This window comes from Rhodococcus sp. AH-ZY2 (assembly GCF_030916465.1).
Lineage (GTDB): Bacteria > Actinomycetota > Actinomycetes > Mycobacteriales > Mycobacteriaceae > Rhodococcus > Rhodococcus ruber.
Genome location: NZ_CP126458.1, coordinates 2,132,977 through 2,149,938, shown reverse-complemented (window position 1 = coordinate 2,149,938; position 16,962 = coordinate 2,132,977). Strand labels below are relative to the sequence as shown.

Genomic DNA, 16,962 nt, shown 5'->3' with positions numbered 1-16,962 from the left:
GCCTCCTGGCTGGGTGACGGGGGGCGAGGCGGCTGCGGCGCCGCCACGGCGATCAGGAACACTGGGGGTCGGGTGCGCCGCCGGCGACGGTGCCGCACGCCACCGACCCCGGGCGACGACGAGGAGCGAGACGATGGGCAGACCGGCAGCACGTGCGACCGCCGCGGCGGTGGGGTTCGCGTTGGCGCTGGTCACCGGGTGTTCCTCCTCCAGCGGCGGCGACAGCCTGCCCACCATCGACCCGGCGACCCCGGCCGTGGCGCCGGAACCGGCCGTCCCGCCGGCGGGGACGGTGCAGGCACTGGGCCGCGCCGTCGAGGCCCTCGCCGTCGATCCTGGCACGAGTACGGTCGCCGCGCTCGCCGGCGACGGGTCGCGGCTGCTGCTGCTGGGGGCCGCCGACCCGGCGGCAGCGCCCCGCGAGGTCGCCCTGCCCGCCGCGGCGGTGACCGTGCTTCCCGGTGCCGACGGGGAGGTCCTCGCCCCCGGTCCCGGCGTCGTCGCCCGGGTGGATGTGCGGTCGGGCGCCGTCACGGAGGTGCCGGTCGACGGGGAGGCCCGCTCGGCGGCCGTGCTGGCGGACGGGCGTCTGGCCGTGGGCACCGCGGCCGGCGTCACCCTCCTCGTCGACCCGGCGTCGGGTGCGACGCAGACCGTTCCCGGCCTGGCCTCGGTCGACGCGCTCGCCGCCGTGGGCACCGAGCTGGCCGCGCTGGACCGTCGCCAGACGTCGCTGACCGAGGTCGACGTCGCCGACGGGGATCTCGGCCTGGCGTTGCGCGCCGGGGAGGGTGCCACGCAGCTGGCCACCGACCCGTTCGGCCGGGTGCTGGTGACCGACACCCGGGGTGGGGAGCTGCACGTGTACACGCTCGATCCGCTGGTGTTGCGCCAGCGGTATCCGGTGCCGAACGCCCCGTACGGCGTCGCCTACGACAGCGCGAACGACCTCGTGTGGGTCACTTCGACCGGGAGCAACGAGGTCGTCGGCTACGATCTGTCGACCGGGATTCCGCAGGAGCGAGGCCGGTACGCGACGGTGCGGCAACCGAACTCGGTGGTGGTCGACACCGCCGGCGCCGTCCTGGTGATCGGATCCGGGACCGGGGACGGGCTGCAGAGGATCCCGATCGGGGGTGTGTGATGGCAGGTCCACGCGACGTGGGCGGCCGGTGGACGCGGATGCCGGTGGGCTGGGACACCAGCAACGACGAGTACGACTACGTGCCGCTGCGGCTGCCGCGCGACGTCTCGCGGGTCAGCGCGTCGCTCCGGCTCGCCATCCAGGCCGAGTTCCACGGGTGGGAGCTGACGCGGGTGCGGCTGTATCCCGACGGCAGCCGCCGGGTGCTGCTGCGCCGCCGCAAGACCGGCCACCACGTGCCCGAACCCACCGTTCGTTGACGCCGACCCCGGGCGCCGCCCGGGCCAGCAGGGAGTGTTCCGTGTATCGCTTGTTCCTTCGACTGCTGTTCCTGCTGCCGCCGGAGCGGATCCACCACCTCGCGTTCACCGCGATGCGGCTCGCGACCCGGGTCCCGCCGCTGCGGACGCTGATCGCGAAGGTTCTCGTCGTCGACGATCCGGTGCTGCGCAACACGGTGTTCGGGGTGACGTTCCCGGCCCCGCTCGGTCTCGCGGCCGGCTTCGACAAGGATGCGGCCGGGGTGAACGCCTGGGGTCCCCTGGGCTTCGGGTTCGCCGAGATCGGCACCGTCACCGCCCAGGCGCAGCCCGGCAACCCGGCGCCCCGGCTGTTCCGCCTGCCCGCGGACCGGGCGCTGATCAACCGGATGGGCTTCAACAACCACGGGGCCGGGGAGGCCGCGAACCGGCTGCGCACCCGCGCGCACACCGTCCCGATCGGCGCGAACATCGGGAAGACCAAGGTGGTCGCGCCGGCGGACGCGGCCGAGGACTACACCGCGAGCGCCCGGCTGCTCGGCCCGCTCGCCGACTTCGTCGTCGTCAACGTCTCGTCCCCCAACACCCCCGGGCTGCGCGACCTGCAGGCGGTCGAGTCGCTGCGGCCGCTGCTCGCGGCGGTGCTGGACACCGTGCACGTACCGGTGCTGGTGAAGATCGCCCCCGACCTGTCCGACGAGGACGTCGACGCGGTCGCCGACCTCGCCGTCGAACTCGGGCTCGCGGGCATCGTCGCCACCAACACCACCGTCCGGCGGGACGGGTTGCGCACCGATCCGGCCCTGGTCGCGGAGATCGGCGCCGGCGGGCTGTCCGGTCCCCCGGTCGCACAGCGCTCCCTCGAGGTCCTGCGCCGGCTGCACGCGCGGGTCGGGGACCGGCTGGTGCTGATCTCGGTGGGCGGCATCGAGACCGCCGAGCAGGCGTGGGAGCGGATCCTCGCCGGCGCGTCGCTGGTGCAGGGCTACACCGGTTTCATCTACGGCGGCCCGTTCTGGGCACGCCGCGTCCACAAGGGTCTCGCCCGGAAGGTGCGGGCAGCCGGGTTCGCGTCGATCGGCGACGCGGTGGGCGCAGGCGCCCGCGTCTGATCCGCCGCGCCCGGATCCGGCGGGCCGGGCCACACCGCCGGACAGGCACACCCCTCGGGACGGGTGCGCCTGCCCGATTCCGGTGCGGAGCCGGCCCGCCGAACGGGTCTACTGCTCGAACGTGCCGTGCAGCGTCGCGCGCGCGATCGCGTGGGAGAACACGTTGAATCCGAGGAACGCCGGGGTCGAGTCGGGGCCGACCCCGTCGAGGGTCTCCACGTCGAGGGCGTGCACGGCCACGATGTAGCGGTGCGGGCCGTGCCCGGCCGGCGGGGCCGCGCCGAGGAAGCGGTGCAGGCCGCCGTCGTTCTTCAAGGTGACCGCACCCTCGGGCAGCGCGGAGCCGGTGTCGTCGCCGGCCCCCGCGGGCAGCGACGTCACCGACGCCGGGATGTTCGCCACCGCCCAGTGCCAGAACCCGGACGCGGTGGGTGCGTCGGGGTCGAACACGGTGACGACGAAGCTCTTGGTTTCGGGGGGAAAGCCCGACCACGACAGCTGCGGGGAGATGTCCTGCCCGCCGGGCACCCCGAAGATCCCGCTGGCCTGTTCCGGCTTCAGCGGGCGACCGTCGGTGATGTCCTCGCTGGTGAGATCGAAGGTGGGCAGGTCGGGCAGCGGCGCATACGGGTCGTGGGCCATACCGGTCCTTTCTCTGGGTGCTGGTGTGCTCAGGCGTGCAGCAGGAAGTGTTCCATGACACGGGTGCCGAAGCGCAGCGCGTCGACCGGGACACGCTCGTCCACCCCGTGGAACAGCGCCGCGAAATCCAGTTCCGGGGGCAGCTGCAGCGGGGCGAATCCGAAGCAGCGGATGCCGAGCTTGGCGAAGGCCTTCGCGTCGGTGCCGCCGGAAAGCATGTACGGCACGGTCCGCCCGAGGGGATCGTGGGCCAGGATGGCCGCGTTCATCGCCTCGACGAGGTCCCCGTCGAACGTGGTCTCGTACGAGTCGAGGTCGGTGATCCATTCGCGGGTGACGTCCGGGCCGATCAGCTCGTCGACGGTGCGTTCGAACTCGGCGCGCCGGCCCGGCAGGATGCGGCAGTCGACGACGGCCTGCGCCGTCTGGGGAATGACGTTGGCCTTGTACCCGGCGTCGAGCATGGTCGGGTTGGCGGTGTCGCGCAGGGTGGCGCCGACGATGCGGGCGATGGACCCGAGCTTGGCGAGGGTGCCGTCGAGGTCCGGGGAGGCCGGATCGAAGTCGAGTCCGGTCTCCTCGGCGACGGCGGCGAGGAACTCGGCGACCGAGTCGGTCAGCACGAGCGGGAAGGTGTGCGTGCCGAGGCGGGCGACGGCCTGGGCGAGGACGGTGACGGCGTTGTCCTCGTGCAGGAACGAGCCGTGGCCCGCGCGGCCCTTGGCGGTCAACCGCATCCAGCCCAGGCCCTTCTCGGCGGTCTCGACGAGGTACAGGCGGCGCTCGCCGCCGTCGCGGCGCGGCACCGTCAGGGAGAACCCGCCGACCTCGCCGACGGCTTCGGTGATGCCGTCGAACAGGTCGGGGCGGTGCCGGACGAGCCAGTGGCTGCCGTAGGTGCCGCCGGCCTCCTCGTCGGCGAGGAACGCGAAGACCAGGTCGCGTGGCGGCACGATGTTCTCGGCCTTGAAACGGCGGGCGATGGCCAGCATCATCCCGACCATGTCCTTCATGTCGACCGCGCCGCGCCCCCACACGTAGCCGTTCTCCACGGCCCCGGAGAACGGGTGCACGCTCCAGTCCGCCGGTTCGGCGGGCACCACGTCGAGGTGCCCGTGCAACAGCAGCGCACCCCGGGACGGGTCGGCACCCGGCAGGCGGGCGAACACGTTGCCGCGGCCGGGAGCGCCTGATTCGACGTATTCGGTGGTGTAACCGACCTCCTCGAGCCGCGCCGCCACCCACATCGCGCAGTCCCGTTCCCCGCGGGTGGTGGCCAGGTCTCCGGTGTTGGAGGTGTCGAAGCGGATCAGCTGCGACACCAGGTCGACGACTTCGGCCTCGGCGCGGGATCCGTCGGCCGGCTGGGCGGGATTCGATGTTGTGGACACGGTCCCCTGTCTACCATCGATCTCGGCAAACCCGCAGGTGGGCGGGGCGATTTGGGCGCCGCGACGCGGTGGGTTACTCTTTCACAGCGCCCACGGACGTGGGAGCGCAGCAGGTCCGAGTGGCGGAATGGCAGACGCGCTAGCTTGAGGTGCTAGTGTCCTATTAACGGACGTGGGGGTTCAAGTCCCCCCTCGGACACTCTGAGTTGAGACAGACGGCGAAGGCCCCGAACCGAACAGGTTCGGGGCCTTCGCCGTTGCGGCGCCGGGCCACGCCGGATCGGCCGTGCGTCGCCGCCGGAGCCGGCCGGGCCGTCGACCAGCGGATTGGGACGGGGCGCCCGGGTAGGCTACGCTGAAACGGCACCCGCGGAGCGGGGAGCATCAGCATGTCCGAGTGGCGGAATGGCAGACGCGCTAGCTTGAGGTGCTAGTGTCCTATTAACGGACGTGGGGGTTCAAGTCCCCCCTCGGACACTCCGAATCGAGATCGTCGACGAAGGCCCCGAACCGAGCAGGTTCGGGGCCTTCGCCGCCCGCGGCGGTGGGCGTTCGCCGCCCGCGGCGGGTGGGCGGCTCAGCCGATCCGGCCCCGGCGGAAGTAGGTGATCGGGCCGATCCAGTTCACCGCGATGATCGCGGCCCATTTCGCCTTGCTGCCCGCGACCCGGTCCGCGGGGCGCCGCGCCAGATCGGTCCACGCCGTCGCGGCGAGCGAGAGCTGCACAGCGGCGAGGGTGAGCACGAGCGTCTGCTGCCCCGGGGTCAGGTCGCGGAACTTCCGGCGGCGCCGTGCGGTCATCGTCGTCTCCTTGGGTCGAGGATTGCTTGCACCCCGAGCCTGCCAGGTTCGCGGCGTCGCGGGCAGAGCCACAGGTCCCACGAGGTCGGCCGGCGTCGCCCGCCCGATACCATCGGTCCGTACCGCCCCACACGACGAACAGGCCCATGACTTCGCACACCGACGCGTCGGGTATCGACCCGACCGACCTCGCCACCTGCCTCCGCGTCCTGTCCCTCGTGGGTGAGCTCGACGCCGACCACCCGGATTCGGTGGCGGTGCAGCGCGCCGTGGGGCACATGTTCAAGAAGCTGAAGCGGCTGCGCCGCAACGAGGCCCGCCGGGCCAAGGTCGCCGCGGACCGGCAGGTGCTCGCGACGACCGCGACCGGATCGCCCACCCGCATCGACGACGAGACCGCCGGGATCGCGTTGAGCTCGAACGCGCCGGGCGCGAGCGCGGGCACCCTGATCCGGCCGCGGGCCTGCTACGTGTGCAAGGACAAGTACACCCGGGTCGATGCGTTCTACCATCAGCTGTGCCCGCGCTGCGCCGCGGAGAACCACGCGAAGCGGGACGCCCGTACCGATCTGACGGGCCGGCGTGCGTTGCTCACCGGCGGCCGCGCCAAGATCGGCATGTACATCGCGTTGCGGCTGCTGCGCGACGGCGCCCACCTGACGATCACGACCCGTTTCCCGAACGACGCGATCCGTCGTTTCGCGGCCATGGAGGACAGCGCCGACTGGCTGCACCGCCTGCGCATCGTCGGCATCGACCTGCGCGACCCCGCCCAGGTCGTGGCCCTGGCCGACGACGTGGCCGCGCAGGGTCCGCTCGACATCCTCGTCAACAACGCCGCCCAGACCGTGCGCCGCTCCCCCGGCGCGTACTCCGCCCTCGCCGAGGCCGAGTCCGGTCCCCTGCCCGCCGGCCCGCGGCCGGAGGTGCTCACCTTCGGCAAGCCCTCGGACGCCCACCCGGCCGCGCTGGCCGGGTCGCTGCCGTCGCAGCTGACCGCGGAGTCGCTCACCTCGCTCGCGCTGGTGGCCGGGTCGGCCACGGCCGACCGGATCGCCGCCGGTGTCGCGGTCGACGCCGGGGGGCTGCTGCCCGATCTGGTGTACACCAACAGCTGGGTGCAGACCGTCGGGGAGGTCGAGCCGCTGGAGCTGCTCGAGGTGCAGCTGTGCAACTCCGTGGCACCGTTCATCCTGGTCAATCGGCTGCGGCCGGCGCTGGCGGCCTCCCCGGCCCGCCGCACGTACGTGGTGAACGTCTCGGCGATGGAGGGGCAGTTCGCCGGGCGCCGGTACAAGGGGGCCGGGCATCCGCACACCAACATGGCCAAGGCCGCGCTGAACATGCTCACCCGCACCAGCGCCGAGGACCTGCGCGCCGACGGGATCCTCATGACCGCCGTCGACACCGGCTGGATCACCGACGAACGGCCCCACCACACCAAACTGCGCCTGGCCGAGGAGGGGTTCCACGCCCCGCTCGATCTCGTGGACGGGGCGGCCCGCGTGTACGACCCGATCGTGCAGGGCGAGGCCGGGGTGGACCTGTACGGCTGCTTCCTCAAGGACTACCGCCCGGCCCCGTGGTGAGCGCGTCCCGCCGGCCGGGTGAGATCCACCCGACACGTCCGCGCAGGTAGAGACCAGTTCCACACCGCCGGGAGCGGCCGGGGCGCCCCGGGACGGGGATACTGGAGACATACGCCGTCGCCGCCTCCGGAGGATCCCATGCCCGTTGCCGTAGTCCACGCCGACACCCCGGAAGGACACGCCGCGCTCACCACGGCCGCCCGCGAGGCCGCCCACGGCGACGGCACGACCCTCGTGCTCGTCGCGGTCGACGACGACGGCGCGGCCGGGCAGCGCGAACTCGACTCGATCCGCGCGGACGTCGCCGCCGCCCTGGGTGCCGACGGGTGGGAACTGCGGACGGCGGTGCACGACGGGGACCCGGTCGCCGCGCTGGTCGACCTGGTCGAGCGGTCCGGCGCGGACCGTCTCGTGGTGGGCAGCCGCGACCGCAACGCGCTCGGCAAGTTCCTGCTCGAACGGCGCCTGCAGCGGTTGCTGCTCGAGGCGCCGGTCCCCGTCCTGGTCGTCAAGGGCACCGACGCGGACGAGTAGTCGTCCGGAACGGCCGCTGCCCCGCCCGATCCGGTTAGGCTGGCGGTATGGCGTACCGGCTGTTGGCCGACGTCACCGTGGCCGCGCACCTGGCCTTCCTGCTGTATGTGACGTTCGGCGGTTTCCTGGCGTGGCGGTGGCCCCGCACGCTGGCGCTGCACGTCGTGGCGGTGGTGTGGGGGTTCGCCACCGTCCTCGCCGGGTTCGACTGCCCGCTGACCGATCTGGAGAACTGGGCGCGCCGCCGCGCTGGGATCGAGGGCCTGCCGCCGAGCGGGTTCATCGACCACTACCTGACCGGGGTGATCTACCCGGACTCGGCGGTGGGACTCGTGCGGGCCGCGGTGGCGGTGACGATCGTCGTGTCCTGGTTCGGGTGGTGGCTGCGGCGCCGTCGTGTGAGCCGCGTCGCATCCTGACTTACCCGGCAGTAGGGTGTGGCGCATGACTGCCTCCCGCGATCTCGACATCGTCGTCTACGGCGCCACCGGCTTCGTCGGCCGGATCACCGCCGCCTACCTCGCCGAACACGCCCCCGAAGGGGTGCGCATCGCCCTCGCCGGCCGCTCCCGCACCCGTCTCGACCGCATCCGCGCCGAGCTCGGGCCCGCCGCGCGGGATTGGCCGGTACTCGAGGCGGACGCCGGCGACCCGCAGTCGCTGGCCGCGCTCGCCGCCCGCACCCGCGTGGTGGTCACCACGGTCGGCCCCTACGCCAAGTACGGGCTGCCGCTGGTGCAGGCCTGCGCCGAGGCGGGCACCGACTACGTCGACCTCACCGGCGAGGTGTTGTTCCACCGCGAGAGCATCGACCGGTTCGACGACCTGGCGCGCCGCACCGGCGCCCGCATCGTGCACTCCTGCGGATTCGACTCGATCCCCTCCGATCTCGGCGTGCACGCGCTGCACCGGGCCGTGCAGGCCGACGACGCCGGCGATCTCACCGACACGACGCTGGTGGTGCGGGCGATGCGGGGCGGCGTCAGCGGCGGCACGATCGACTCGATGCGCACCCAGGTGGACGTGGTGCGCCGGGACGCCGCGGCCCGCAAGGTCGCCCTCGCCCCCTACTCGCTGTCGCCGGACCGGTCCCGCGAACCCGACCTCGGGCGCCAGAACGACCTGGCGACCGTCGACGGCCGATCCGTCGCGCCCGACCTGTCCGGCCGGCTCGCGCCGTTCTTCATGGGCCCCTACAACACCCGGGTGGTGCGCCGCAGCAACGCGCTCAGCGGCTGGGCGTACGGGCCGCGCTTCCGCTACCGGGAGACCATGAGCGTCGGTTCGTCGCGGCTGTCGCCGCTCGTGGCGACCGGTGTCGCCGCGGGCTTCGGCGCGCTGGTGGCGGGGCTGGCGTTTCCCCCGACCCGGTTCGTGCTCGACAAGCTGCTGCCCGCGCCCGGACAGGGCCCGTCCGAGTCTGCCCGCGAGCGCGGCTTCTTCACCATCGACCTCTACACCACGACGAGCACCGGTGCCCGCTACCGCGCCCGCGTCGCCGCCCAGGGCGACCCCGGCTACAAGGCGACCGCGGTGATGCTCGGCGAATCGGCACTGTCGCTGGTCCTCGGCGGCGACCGCCTCCACGCCGGGGGCGGGGTGCTCACCCCCGCCACCGCCTTCGGGGACGTACTCACCGACCGGTTGCGCGCCGCCGGATTCGAGATCACGGCCCGGCGCCTGCCGTGACCGCCGCGGCGCCGTCGCGGGAGGCGGCGACACGCCGCCCGGCGACGGCGCCGCCGCGCGCGACCGGCTATGCTCGGACGGATCGTCGCGAGAGCGGCGAACGGCAGACCTGGGAAGGGACACGAACGTGCACACGACGAGCATCGCGGCGGCTCCGGCCACCCTGCTCGCGTTGATGGCGTTCTGGCCCACCCGCCGGGGCGCGTGCTTCGACCAGGAGTGTTGCTGAGCGGCGTCCGCCGCCCTCTCCCCTCCCCGGTTCGCTCCTTCGTGGTCGGAGTCTTCTGCATGTTCGCTCTTCTGGTGTTCACGCTCGTCGGTATCGGTGCGCAGCTCGTCGACGGGGCCCTCGGCATGGCCTTCGGGGTCACCGCCACCACCTTGTTGATCTTCAGCGGGATCGGTCCCGCGCACGCCAGTGCCGCCGTGCACCTCGCCGAGGTCGGCACCACCCTCGTCTCCGGCGCCTCGCACTGGCGGTTCCGGAATGTGGACTGGGGGGTGGTCGCGAAGCTGGGCGTGCCCGGCGCGCTCGGCGCCTTCCTCGGCGCGACGGTGCTCTCGAGCCTGTCCACCGCGGCCGCGATCCCGGTGACGTCGACGATCCTGCTCGCCATCGGTGTCTATGTGGCGCTGCGGTTCTCGGTCCGGCCACCGGCCGTCGCGCACGCCCGCACCTCACCGCACTCGGCGAAGTTCCTGTCCCCGCTGGGCCTGTTCGGCGGGTTCATCGACGCCAGCGGCGGCGGCGGATGGGGGCCGATCACGACCAGCACCCTGCTCTCCCGCGGCAAGACGGCCCCCCGGACCGTGATCGGCTCGGTCAGCGCCTCCGAGTTCCTCGTCGCACTCGCCGCGAGCATCGGCTTCCTCGTCGGTCTCGGCCGGGAATCGCTCGGCAACCTGCTCGTCGTGGCCGGTCTCGCCCTCGGCGGGGCCATCGCCGCACCGATCGCGGCGTGGCTGGTCAGCCGGGTACCGGCCACCCTGCTCGGCACCGCCGTCGGCGGCGTCATCGTGTTGACCAACGCACAGAAGCTGTGCACCTCGTTCGAGATCTCCGCCACGGCCACTACCTTGCTGTACCTGCTGATCGTGGCCGGCTGGATCGCGCTGCTCACGGTCTCGTGGCGCCGGTCGCGCCTCACCCGCGCCGAATCCGCCGGGGCGCTCGAGCGCCTCGAGCCGGCCCGCCCCGAGCTGCGGGAGCCGGCCGCGGACCGCACGAGCTAGCGTCCCCCTCTACGCTCGGCGCATGACGAGCCCCCTCGCCGTGCTCGACGCCTACGGCGTCGCCCTCGCCGCCGCCGGCCTCGACGTCCCGGTGGAGCCGGCGCCCGGCATCGACTGCGCCCCGGCCGGGCGGTTCCTCACCGCCCGGCTGCCGGTGGCCGACCTCGCCACCGGGGCCGTGGCGGCCTTCGCGGCGGCCGCCGACCGCTACCGCCATGCCCGCGGACTCGCCCCGCAGGGGGCGCGGCTCGACCCGGAGCGGATCGCCGCGTCGTTCGCCGGGGACCGGATGCTGCGCATGGCGGGCCGGCCCGTAGAGGGGTTCGCGGCGCTGTCCGGGTTCTTCGCCGCCGCCGACGGGTGGGTGCGCACCCACGCGAACTACCCGCATCACCGGGCGCGCCTGCTGCGCGCCCTCGACCTGCCGGACGGCACCGACCGTGCCGGCTGCGCCGCCCGGCTCCGGCAGCTGCCGGCGGCGGCGGTCGAGGACGCAGCCGCCGCGCACGACGCGATCGCGGTGCGGGTGCGCACCGAGCACGAGTGGGCGACGAGCCCGCCGGGCCGGGCCGCGGCGTCGGGCCCGCTGGTCCGGATGCTCGCGCGGGACGACACCGCCGACCGGACCGTCGCGGGCGACGATCCGGCGCGGCCCCTGACCGGGCTCCGGGTGCTGGACCTGACCCGGGTGATTGCCGGGCCCGTCGCCGCCCGCGCGCTGGCCCTGCTGGGAGCGGAGGTGCTGCGCATCGATCCGCCCGCACTCCCCGAGATCACCTGGCAGCACGCCGAGAACGGGCAGGGCAAGCGCACGGCGCTGCTCGACCTGCACACTCGTCGCGGGCGGGAGACGTGGTGCCGTCTGCTCGCCGACGCCGACGTGCTGCTCACCGGCTACCGGCCCGGGGCGCTCGACGCGCTGACCGGTGCGCCCGGCACGATCCGGCCCGGTCTCGTGCACGGCCGGGTGTGCGCGTGGGGATGGTCCGGGCCGTGGGCGGCCCGCCGCGGCTTCGACTCGATCGTGCAGGCCGCGTCCGGGATCGCGGTGGCCGAGGGGGACTCCGACACGCCCGGCGCGCTGCCGGTGCAGGTCCTCGACCACGCGAGCGGTTACCTGCTGGCGGCCGGGGTGCTCGATGCGCTCGCCGCGCGGCACCGGGACGGGCGGGGCCGCGACGTGGCGGTCGCGCTGGCCCGCACCGCGGCGTGGCTGCTGCAGGCGCCCGGCCGGGACCCGCACCCGCCGGTGCCGGCGCGTCCCGGGCCACGGACCGTGGCCACGCACGCGGCGGTGACCACGGCCCGTCCGGTGCTCGCCGAGTACCCGGACTATCCGTTCCCGGCCCGGGCCTGGGGCGGCGATCCGGCGGCCTGGTGGTCTAGGGGCCGGGTGGTCTAGGGTGCGGCGTCGAACGCGTCGAGGATCTGCTGGGCGGCCAGCGCCGCGGTGAGCGAGCCGTCGCGCACGGCGCGTTCGACGTCGCCGCGGAGCGCACGCACCCGGGGGTTGGTCTCGAGCCGGCGCAGCAGCTGGTCGTGCACCATCGTCCAGGTCCAGTCCACCAGCTGGCGGCGCCGGTTCTCCTCGAACAGGCCCGCCGCGGTGAGGACCCGGCGGTGCTCGAGGACGGTGTCCCAGAACGTGTCCAGGCCGGCGCCCTCGAGGCCGCTCATGGTGATCACCGGCGGCTTCCACACCGCGTCGTGCGGATGCACGAGCCGCAGGGCGCCGGCCAGTTCCCGCGCCGCGACCCGCGCGTCGCGTTCGAAGGGGCCGTCCGCCTTGTTGACCGCGACCAGGTCGGCGAGTTCGAGGACGCCCTTCTTGATGCCCTGCAGCTGGTCGCCGGTGCGGGCGAGGGTCAGGAAGGTGAAGCAGTCCACCATGTTCGCGACGGTCACCTCGGACTGCCCGACCCCGACGGTCTCGACGAGGATCACGTCGAACCCGGCGGCCTCGAGCAGCACCATCGTCTCGCGGGTGGCCTTGGCGACACCCCCGAGGGTGCCGGCCGTCGGGGACGGCCGGATGTAGGCGTCGCGCTGCACCGACAGCCGCGCCATGCGGGTCTTGTCACCGAGGATGGAGCCGCCGGTGCGGGTCGACGACGGATCCACCGCGAGCACCGCCACCCGGTGCCCCTTGCCGAGCAGGTACATGCCCAGCGCATCGATGAAGGTGGACTTGCCGACGCCGGGAACGCCGGTGATGCCGACGCGCATCGCGCCGCCCGCCTTCGGGAGCAGGCGCAGCAGCAGTTGCTGCGCCTGCTCCCGATGGTCGTCGCGGGTGGATTCGACGAGGGTGATCGCCTTCGCCAGGCCGGCCCGCCGGTTGGCGAGCACGGCCTCGGCGAGGGCGTCGACGTCGACCGCGGGCCGGCGGGTGTGACTGCCGACGGGGGTGCTGCCCATTGCGGGTCAGGCCCCGAGGTCGTGGCCGAGCTGGTCGGCGAGCTTGTGCAGCAGCCCCACCGCGGCGTCCGCGATGACGGTGCCCGGCGGGAAGATCGCGGCGGCACCGGCCTGGTACAGCTCGTCGAAGTCGCCGGGCGGGATGACCCCGCCGACGACGATCATGATGTCCGGGCGGCCCACCTCGGCGAGGGCCTCCCGCAGCGCGGGCACCAGGGTGAGGTGTCCCGCGGCCAACGACGACACGCCGATGACGTGCACGTCGTTGTCGGCCGCCTGGTTGGCGACCTCCTCGGGGGTCTGGAACAGCGGTCCCACGTCGACGTCGAAGCCGAGGTCGGCGAAGGCGGTGGCGATCACCTTCTGCCCGCGGTCGTGGCCGTCCTGGCCCATCTTCGCGACGAGGATACGCGGCCGGCGGCCTTCCTCCTCGGCGAACTTCTCGACCAGTTCGGTTGCCGTGCTGATGTTGACCGCCTTTCCGGCCTCGTCCCGGTAGACCCCGCTGATGGTGCGGATCTCGGCCTGGTGGCGGCCGTAGACCTTCTCGAGGGCATCGGAGATCTCGCCGACGGTGGCCTTGGCGCGGGCCGCGTCGATGGCCAGGGCCAGCAGGTTCGTGTCCGGCCCGGTGTCGGTCGCGCCGGCGGCGCGAGTCAGGGCGTCCAGCGCGGCCTGCACGGCCTCGGGGTCGCGGTCGGCCCGCAACTGCTCGAGCTTGGCGAGCTGCTCGGCCCGCACGCGGGAGTTCTCGACCTTGAGGACCTCGATCTCGTGGTCCTCGGTGACCTGGTACTTGTTGACGCCGATCACCGGCTGGCGGCCGGAGTCGATGCGGGCCTGGGTGCGGGCCGCGGCCTCCTCGATGCGCAGCTTCGGGATGCCCTCGGAGATGGCCTGCGCCATGCCGCCGGCCTCCTCGACCTCCGCGATGTGCTTGCGGGCGCGGTTGGCGAGCTCGTGGGTGAGCCATTCGAGGTAGTACGAGCCGCCCCACGGGTCGATCGGCCGGGTGGTGCCCGACTCCTGCTGCAGCAGCAGCTGGGTGTTGCGGGCGATGCGGGCGGAGAAGTCGGTGGGCAGCGCGAGCGCCTCGTCGAGGGCGTTGGTGTGCAGCGACTGGGTGTGGCCCTGGGTCGCGGCCATCGCCTCGATGCAGGTGCGGGCGACGTTGTTGAACACGTCCTGCGCGGTGAGCGACCAGCCGGAGGTCTGCGAGTGGGTGCGCAGCGACTTGGACTTGGCCGACTTCGGGTGGAACTTCTCGACGAGCTCGGCCCACAGCAGGCGGCCGGCGCGCATCTTGGCGATCTCCATGTAGAAGTTCATCCCGATGGCCCAGAAGAAGGACAGGCGCGGGGCGAACTTGTCGATCTCCATGCCCGCGTCGAGGCCGGCGCGGATGTACTCGACGCCGTCGGCGAGGGTGTAGGCCAGCTCGAGGTCGGCGGTCGCACCGGCCTCCTGGATGTGGTAGCCGGAGATCGAGATGGAGTTGAAGCGCGGCATGTTCGCGCTGGTGTAGGCGAAGATGTCGGAGATGATCCGCATCGACGGCTTGGGCGGATAGATGTAGGTGTTGCGGACCATGAACTCCTTCAGAATGTCGTTCTGAATGGTTCCGGCCAGCTGCTCGGGCTTGACGCCCTGTTCCTCGGCGGCGACGACGTACAGCGCCAGGATCGGCAGCACCGCGCCGTTCATGGTCATCGACACCGACACCTGCGACAGGTCGATGCCGTCGAACAGCTGCCGCATGTCGAGGATCGAGTCGATCGCGACGCCGGCCATGCCGACGTCGCCCTGCACGCGGGGATGGTCCGAGTCGTAGCCGCGGTGGGTGGCGAGGTCGAACGCCACCGACAGGCCCTTCTGCCCGGCCGCGAGGTTGCGCCGGTAGAAGGCGTTGGACTCGGCGGCGGTGGAGAACCCGGCGTACTGCCGGATGGTCCACGGCTGGTTGACGTACATCGTCGGGTACGGGCCGCGGACGAACGGCTCGAGACCCGGGTAGCTGCCCAGCGGGTAGCCCTCGGCGACGATCCGGTCGCGGTCGGCCTTGGTGTAGACGGGCTTGACGTCGATGCCCTCGGGCGTGGACCACACCACCTGCTCGGTCGTGTAGTGGTTGGCGGCGGCGACCCCGTCGACGAGCGCTGCGGCCTGCTCCTCGGTGGGGGCGGCGGGGGCCGGCGCCGCCGGATCCGTCAGCGGGACGTCGGCGAAGCTGCCGATCTTGTGTTCGATGCTCACTTACGCTCCCAGGGTGTTCAGCAGGTCGGTCAGCGCGGCGATCGCGTCGATCTTGGCGGTGAGGAACCCGTCCGGGCGCGCGGCGCCGCCGGTCTCGCTCACGGCCTTCTCCGGCCCGGCGAGCAGGACGGTGCCGACGCCGGCGTCGCGGAGGGCGGTGACGGCCGCGCCGGCCTGTTCGCCGTAGCGCTTGTCGGTGCCGCACACCACGGCGACGGTGACGTCGGCGTCGCGGACGGCGGCGGCGATGCTGTCGTCGTCGACGGACAGCGGACCGGGATTGACCGTCTCGATGCCGCCGGAGGCGAGCAGGTTCGCGGCGAACGTCGTGCGGATGTTGTGCTCGGCGATCGGCCCCAGCGGGGCGAGCAGCACCCGGGGCCGGGCGCCGTGCGCGGCGAGGTGGACGTCGGAGCGGTCGCGCAGCGCCTCGAAGGCGGCGGCGTACCGGGCGACGGCGGCCCCGGCGTCGGCGGTCTCCGCGGGCAGCGGCGCCTCGGCCAGGTTGGGGAACTCGTTGACGCCGGTCACCGCGGTCCGGCGGTGGGCGATGTCGGATTCGCGGCGGGCGCGGGTGGCGGCGATCCGCTCGGCGATCAGGCCGGCGTCGAGGGCGGCGCGGTAGCCGCCGGCCGCCTCGATCTGCTGGAAGAACTCCCACGCCTTGGCCGCGATCTGCGCCGTCAGTTCCTCGACGTACCAGGACCCGGCGGCCGGGTCGAGGACGCGGCCGAGGTTGGACTCCTCGAGCAGCAGCAGCTGGGTGTTGCGGGCGATGCGCGCGGAGAAGGCCTCCGACACCCCGAGCGCGCCGGCCGGCAGGGCGGCGTCGAACGGGAGCACGGTGACCGCGTCCGCGCCGCCGATGCCGGCGCCGAACGCGGCGAGGGTGGTGCGCAGCATGTTCACCCAGGGGTCGCGCTGGGTCATCATCGCGGCCGAGGTGACGGCGTGCTGGGGGGCGTGACCGGCGTCGGCCGCACCCACGACCTGCGCGATGCGGGCCCACAGTTGCCGGCCGGCGCGGAACTTGGCGATGGTCTGGAACTGGTCGTCCGTGGCGGCGAACCGGAACTCGATCTGGCCGAGAGCCCGGGCCGCGGACTGGCGGCTGCCGGTCAGCTCGCGCAGGTACTCGAGTCCAGCGGCGACGGCGGCACCGAGTTCCTCGGCGTCGGCGGCCCCGGCATTGTGGAATGCGGTGCCGTCGACCGTGAGGGCCCGCACGGTCTCGGCGCGGCCGGCGGCGGCGTGGGCGAGCTCGACGGCCTGGGCGACGGTGACGTCGGCGCGTCCCGAGAAGGCGCTGGTCAGCGGGGCGGCCCCGAGATGCAACCGCACGGCGGCGCGCTCGGCGACGTCGGTGCGCGCATCGAGCAGCGCGTAGAGGGCGCCCGCGGCGGCGGCGGTGTCGGCGCCGGCGTCGAGGGTGAGCGGCGCGAGATCGAGCAGGACCTTGTCGAGCGCGGCGGGCAGGTCGGCGATCGCGATGCCGTCCGCGCCGACACGCAGCCACAGGGCGCTGACGCCGTTCTCGAGGGCGTCGAGGATGCGCTCGTTCACCTCGCCGGGAGTGTCGCCGAAGCGGGCGCTGACGAGCCATCCGGTGTTGACGTCGCGGACCGCGGAACCGCCACGGACGAAGGGGAAGGAGCCGGGCAACGGCGCCTCGGGACGTTCGTCGCGCAGGCCGTAGAGGGGCGCGACGGCGACGTCGTCGTAGGTGGTGGTCTCGAGCAGCCGCTGCGGTTCCGGTCCGAGCTCCGCGGGGTCGACGCGGCGGGACTTGGCCAGCACCCCCGCCACCGCCTCCTGCCACTGCGCGTAGGCGCGCGCGGCATCCTCGGCTTCTGAAGCTAATGACACGTGAGGTCCTCTCGTACGCAGCGGGCGGG

15 protein-coding genes and 2 tRNA genes are annotated in these 16,962 nt (G+C 73.3%); 11 read left to right on the top strand and 6 right to left on the bottom strand.

Annotated features, from left to right (window positions below; genetic code table 11):
* Window positions 1-133 precede the first annotated feature (133 nt).
* The 3 genes from QNA09_RS11110 to QNA09_RS11100 are packed head-to-tail and all read left to right on the top strand — an operon-like array spanning window position 134 to window position 2,516.
* Window positions 134-1,144: a hypothetical protein gene (locus tag QNA09_RS11110; protein ID WP_119699784.1), complete on the top strand. Its 1,011-nt coding sequence runs from the start codon at window positions 134-136 to the stop codon at window positions 1,142-1,144.
* Window positions 1,144-1,404 carry a DUF5703 family protein gene (locus tag QNA09_RS11105; RefSeq protein ID WP_017682199.1) on the top strand — a complete coding sequence of 87 codons (261 nt, stop codon included), beginning with the start codon at window positions 1,144-1,146 and terminating at the stop codon, window positions 1,402-1,404. The genes QNA09_RS11110 and QNA09_RS11105 overlap by 1 nt, the downstream gene beginning before the upstream one ends.
* A 41-nt stretch (window positions 1,405-1,445) precedes the next feature.
* Window positions 1,446-2,516, top strand: a complete 1,071-nt coding sequence (locus tag QNA09_RS11100; protein WP_017682200.1) for a quinone-dependent dihydroorotate dehydrogenase — start codon at window positions 1,446-1,448, stop codon at window positions 2,514-2,516.
* Between the two features lie 108 nt (window positions 2,517-2,624).
* Here QNA09_RS11100 and QNA09_RS11095 read toward each other — a convergent pair whose 3' ends face one another.
* On the bottom strand, window positions 2,625-3,158 hold the full coding sequence (locus QNA09_RS11095) for a YbhB/YbcL family Raf kinase inhibitor-like protein (RefSeq protein ID WP_010596495.1): 534 nt from the start codon (window positions 3,156-3,158) through the stop codon (window positions 2,625-2,627).
* Window positions 3,159-3,187: 29 nt separating this feature from the next.
* Entirely contained in the window at window positions 3,188-4,549 is a 1,362-nt protein-coding gene (locus tag QNA09_RS11090) for a M20/M25/M40 family metallo-hydrolase (RefSeq protein ID WP_048773512.1), read from the bottom strand.
* Window positions 4,550-4,662: 113 nt separating this feature from the next.
* Between QNA09_RS11090 and QNA09_RS11085 the strand changes: the two genes are divergently transcribed.
* Both QNA09_RS11085 and QNA09_RS11080 read left to right on the top strand, forming a co-directional pair.
* Window positions 4,663-4,748: transfer RNA gene (locus QNA09_RS11085), tRNA-Leu, on the top strand.
* Between the two features lie 192 nt (window positions 4,749-4,940).
* A tRNA-Leu gene (locus QNA09_RS11080) sits at window positions 4,941-5,026 on the top strand.
* Between the two features lie 100 nt (window positions 5,027-5,126).
* Here the strand turns inward: QNA09_RS11080 and QNA09_RS11075 are convergent.
* Window positions 5,127-5,351 carry a hypothetical protein gene (locus QNA09_RS11075; protein WP_119699783.1) on the bottom strand — a complete coding sequence of 75 codons (225 nt, stop codon included), beginning with the start codon at window positions 5,349-5,351 and terminating at the stop codon, window positions 5,127-5,129.
* A gap of 146 nt (window positions 5,352-5,497) precedes the next feature.
* On the opposite strand from QNA09_RS11075, the gene QNA09_RS11070 reads away from it, so the two are divergent.
* From QNA09_RS11070 to QNA09_RS11045, 6 genes are all read left to right on the top strand, one after another.
* Window positions 5,498-6,940, top strand: a complete 1,443-nt coding sequence (locus tag QNA09_RS11070) for an SDR family oxidoreductase (RefSeq protein ID WP_119699782.1) — start codon at window positions 5,498-5,500, stop codon at window positions 6,938-6,940.
* A 138-nt stretch (window positions 6,941-7,078) separates the two neighbouring features.
* Window positions 7,079-7,474: a universal stress protein gene (locus QNA09_RS11065; RefSeq protein ID WP_010595041.1), complete on the top strand. Its 396-nt coding sequence runs from the start codon at window positions 7,079-7,081 to the stop codon at window positions 7,472-7,474.
* A 47-nt stretch (window positions 7,475-7,521) separates the two neighbouring features.
* Entirely contained in the window at window positions 7,522-7,893 is a 372-nt protein-coding gene (locus QNA09_RS11060) for a DUF2784 domain-containing protein (protein ID WP_040271570.1), read from the top strand.
* Between the two features lie 25 nt (window positions 7,894-7,918).
* Complete coding sequence (locus QNA09_RS11055) at window positions 7,919-9,163, top strand: trans-acting enoyl reductase family protein (protein ID WP_119699781.1); 1,245 nt, start codon at window positions 7,919-7,921, stop codon at window positions 9,161-9,163.
* 288 nt (window positions 9,164-9,451) lie between these two features.
* Window positions 9,452-10,396, top strand: a complete 945-nt coding sequence (locus QNA09_RS11050) for a sulfite exporter TauE/SafE family protein (RefSeq protein ID WP_010595045.1) — start codon at window positions 9,452-9,454, stop codon at window positions 10,394-10,396.
* A 22-nt stretch (window positions 10,397-10,418) separates the two neighbouring features.
* A complete protein-coding gene (locus tag QNA09_RS11045; protein ID WP_208643840.1) occupies window positions 10,419-11,798 on the top strand; it encodes a CoA transferase in 1,380 nt (459 codons plus the stop codon).
* Here QNA09_RS11045 and meaB read toward each other — a convergent pair.
* Genes meaB through mutA form a run of 3 tightly spaced genes read right to left on the bottom strand, consistent with a single transcriptional unit; the run spans window position 11,795 to window position 16,933 of the window.
* Window positions 11,795-12,814 (bottom strand): methylmalonyl Co-A mutase-associated GTPase MeaB, encoded by a 1,020-nt coding sequence (gene meaB / locus QNA09_RS11040; protein ID WP_040271567.1) that lies wholly within the window; start codon window positions 12,812-12,814, stop codon window positions 11,795-11,797. The two genes, QNA09_RS11045 and meaB, sit on opposite strands and share 4 nt — an antisense overlap.
* Window positions 12,815-12,820: 6 nt before the next feature.
* Window positions 12,821-15,067: a methylmalonyl-CoA mutase gene (scpA, locus tag QNA09_RS11035; protein ID WP_017682218.1), complete on the bottom strand. Its 2,247-nt coding sequence runs from the start codon at window positions 15,065-15,067 to the stop codon at window positions 12,821-12,823.
* Window positions 15,068-16,933: a methylmalonyl-CoA mutase small subunit gene (gene mutA, locus QNA09_RS11030; RefSeq protein ID WP_040271566.1), complete on the bottom strand. Its 1,866-nt coding sequence runs from the start codon at window positions 16,931-16,933 to the stop codon at window positions 15,068-15,070.
* Window positions 16,934-16,962: the final 29 nt, after the last annotated feature.

What these genes read in the sequence shown, in the direction of transcription:
- QNA09_RS11075 (WP_119699783.1), bottom strand. Translation starts at nt 5,351, where the DNA reads ATGACCGCACGGCGCCGCCGGAAGTTCCGCGACCTGACCCCGGGGCAG.
- QNA09_RS11060 (WP_040271570.1), top strand. Translation starts at nt 7,522, where the DNA reads ATGGCGTACCGGCTGTTGGCCGACGTCACCGTGGCCGCGCACCTGGCC.
- meaB (WP_040271567.1), bottom strand. Translation starts at nt 12,814, where the DNA reads ATGGGCAGCACCCCCGTCGGCAGTCACACCCGCCGGCCCGCGGTCGAC.
- QNA09_RS11110 (WP_119699784.1), top strand. Translation starts at nt 134, where the DNA reads ATGGGCAGACCGGCAGCACGTGCGACCGCCGCGGCGGTGGGGTTCGCG.
- QNA09_RS11050 (WP_010595045.1), top strand. Translation starts at nt 9,452, where the DNA reads ATGTTCGCTCTTCTGGTGTTCACGCTCGTCGGTATCGGTGCGCAGCTC.
- QNA09_RS11095 (WP_010596495.1), bottom strand. Translation starts at nt 3,158, where the DNA reads ATGGCCCACGACCCGTATGCGCCGCTGCCCGACCTGCCCACCTTCGAT.
- QNA09_RS11045 (WP_208643840.1), top strand. Translation starts at nt 10,419, where the DNA reads ATGACGAGCCCCCTCGCCGTGCTCGACGCCTACGGCGTCGCCCTCGCC.
- QNA09_RS11065 (WP_010595041.1), top strand. Translation starts at nt 7,079, where the DNA reads ATGCCCGTTGCCGTAGTCCACGCCGACACCCCGGAAGGACACGCCGCG.
- QNA09_RS11055 (WP_119699781.1), top strand. Translation starts at nt 7,919, where the DNA reads ATGACTGCCTCCCGCGATCTCGACATCGTCGTCTACGGCGCCACCGGC.
- QNA09_RS11070 (WP_119699782.1), top strand. Translation starts at nt 5,498, where the DNA reads ATGACTTCGCACACCGACGCGTCGGGTATCGACCCGACCGACCTCGCC.
- QNA09_RS11105 (WP_017682199.1), top strand. Translation starts at nt 1,144, where the DNA reads ATGGCAGGTCCACGCGACGTGGGCGGCCGGTGGACGCGGATGCCGGTG.